Below are 2,657 nucleotides of genomic sequence, written 5' to 3'. Positions count from 1 at the left end.
TCTTCACCGATAATGGAGATGACACATATACCTTTGCACCGAATGAGAACTTCAATGGTAATGTCACCGTCGACTTTACCGTGTCTGATGGTCAGGGTGGTACAGATACGGCCCAAGCGAATATTGTAGTTGTTCCTGTGAATGACCCGCCAGTTGCAGGGGATACGTCTTTCAGCATGAATGAGGACGGTACAATTACATTGACACCTGCACAGCTTTTGGCGAATTCAAGTGACGTTGAAGGTGATGTGAGTCTGCAAGGTGTTAGCTACTCAGGATCAGATGGAACGCTGAGTGCGAATGATGATGGCTCCTTTAGTTTTATTCCGAATGAGAATTTCAATGGCGACATTGTCCTCGATGTGGTTGTGCTAGATGCTGAGGGTACGAGTGATACGGCCCAAGCGAATATCGTAGTTGTTCCTGTGAACGACTTCCCTGTTTCAGGTAACTTGGCGTATGCAATTGATGAGGATGGAAGTATCACACTGAGCCAAGAGCAGCTCTTGGCGCAAGCGAGTGATGTGGATGGTGATACGCTCACGGCGTTGAATCTACAGACAGCCAATCCTGAACTGACGATTACAGATAATGGTGATGGGACGTTCACGCTGACACCGGCTGCAAACTTCAATGGTGATCTCGATATTAGTTTCGATGTATTCGATGGTGAAGCGACAGTTGCAGCCAATATCGATTTGACAGTGAACCCAGTGAATGATCTGCCGGTCGCGCAGGATCAGAATTTCCAGATGAACGAAGACGGGACGATCACGCTTACAGATGGGGATCTGTTAACGGGAGCGTCGGATGTTGATGGCGATACGCTGAGTATCTCAGATGTTGCATACACAGGTACGGATGGAATCTTCACCGATAATGGAGATGACACATATACCTTTGCACCGAATGAGAACTTCAATGGTAATGTCACCGTCGACTTTACCGTGTCTGATGGTCAGGGTGGTACAGATACGGCCCAAGCGAATATTGTAGTTGTTCCTGTGAATGACCCGCCAGTTTCAGGCGACTTGGCGTATGCAATTGATGAGGATGGAAGTATCACACTGAGCCAAGAGCAGCTCTTGGCGCAAGCGAGTGATGTGGAGGGTGATACGCTCACGGCGTTGAATCTACAGACAGCCAATCCGGAACTGACGATTACAGATAATGGTGATGGGACGTTCACCCTGACACCGGCTGCAAACTTCAATGGTGATCTCGATATTAGTTTCGATGTATTCGATGGTGAAGCGACAGTTGCAGCCAATATCGATTTGACAGTGAACCCAGTGAATGATCTGCCGGTCGCGCAGGATCAGAATTTCCAGATGAACGAAGACGGGACGATCACGCTTACAGATGGGGATCTGTTAACGGGAGCGTCGGATGTTGATGGTGATACGCTGAGTATCTCAGATGTTGCATACACAGGTACGGATGGAATCTTCACCGATAATGGAGATGACACATATACCTTTGCACCGAATGAGAACTTCAATGGTAATGTCACCGTCGACTTTACCGTGTCTGATGGTCAGGGTGGTACAGATACGGCCCAAGCGAATATTGTAGTTGTTCCTGTGAATGACCCGCCAGTTTCAGGTGACTTGGCGTATGCAATTGATGAGGATGGAAGTATCACACTGAGCCAAGAACAGCTCTTGGCGCAAGCGAGTGATGTGGATGGTGATACGCTCACGGCGTTGAATCTACAGACAGCCAATCCTGAACTGACGATTACAGATAATGGCGATGGGACGTTCACGCTGACACCGGCTGCAAACTTCAATGGTGATCTCGATATTAGTTTCGATGTATTCGATGGTGAAGCGACAGTTGCAGCCAATATCGATTTGACAGTGAACCCAGTGAATGATCTGCCGGTCGCGCAGGATCAGAATTTCCAGATGAACGAAGACGGGACGATCACGCTTACAGATGGGGATCTGTTAACGGGAGCGTCGGATGTTGATGGCGATACGCTGAGTATCTCAGATGTTGCATACACAGGTACGGATGGAATCTTCACCGATAATGGGGATGACACATATACCTTTGCACCGAATGAGAACTTCAATGGTAATGTCACCGTCGACTTTACCGTGTCTGATGGTCAGGGTGGTACAGATACGGCCCAAGCGAATATTGTAGTTGTTCCTGTGAATGACCCGCCAGTTTCAGGTGACTTGGCGTATGCAATTGATGAGGATGGAAGTATCACACTGAGCCAAGAACAGCTCTTGGCGCAAGCGAGTGATGTGGATGGTGATACGCTCACGGCGTTGAATCTACAGACAGCCAATCCGGAACTGACGATTACAGATAATGGTGATGGGACGTTCACGCTGACACCGGCTGCAAACTTCAATGGTGATCTCGATATTAGTTTCGATGTATTCGATGGTGAAGCGACAGTTGCAGCCAATATCGATTTGACAGTGAACCCAGTGAATGATCTGCCGGTCGCGCAGGATCAGAATTTCCAGATGAACGAAGACGGGACGATCACGCTTACAGATGGGGATCTGTTAACGGGAGCGTCGGATGTTGATGGTGATACGCTGAGTATCTCAGATGTTGCATACACAGGTACGGATGGAATCTTCACCGATAATGGTGATGACACATATACCTTTGCACCGAATGAGAACTTC

Annotated in this window: 1 protein-coding gene; it reads left to right on the top strand. The window is 48.2% G+C overall.

All coding sequences use genetic code 11. From position 1 onward, the window contains the following. A partial coding sequence (locus tag A3762_RS07100; RefSeq protein ID WP_156493318.1) for a tandem-95 repeat protein occupies nt 1-2,657 on the top strand: 2,657 nt, incomplete at both ends.

The sequence above is a fragment of the Oleiphilus sp. HI0125 genome (assembly GCF_001635355.1).
This window is presented reverse-complemented; position numbering and strand designations above follow the sequence as displayed.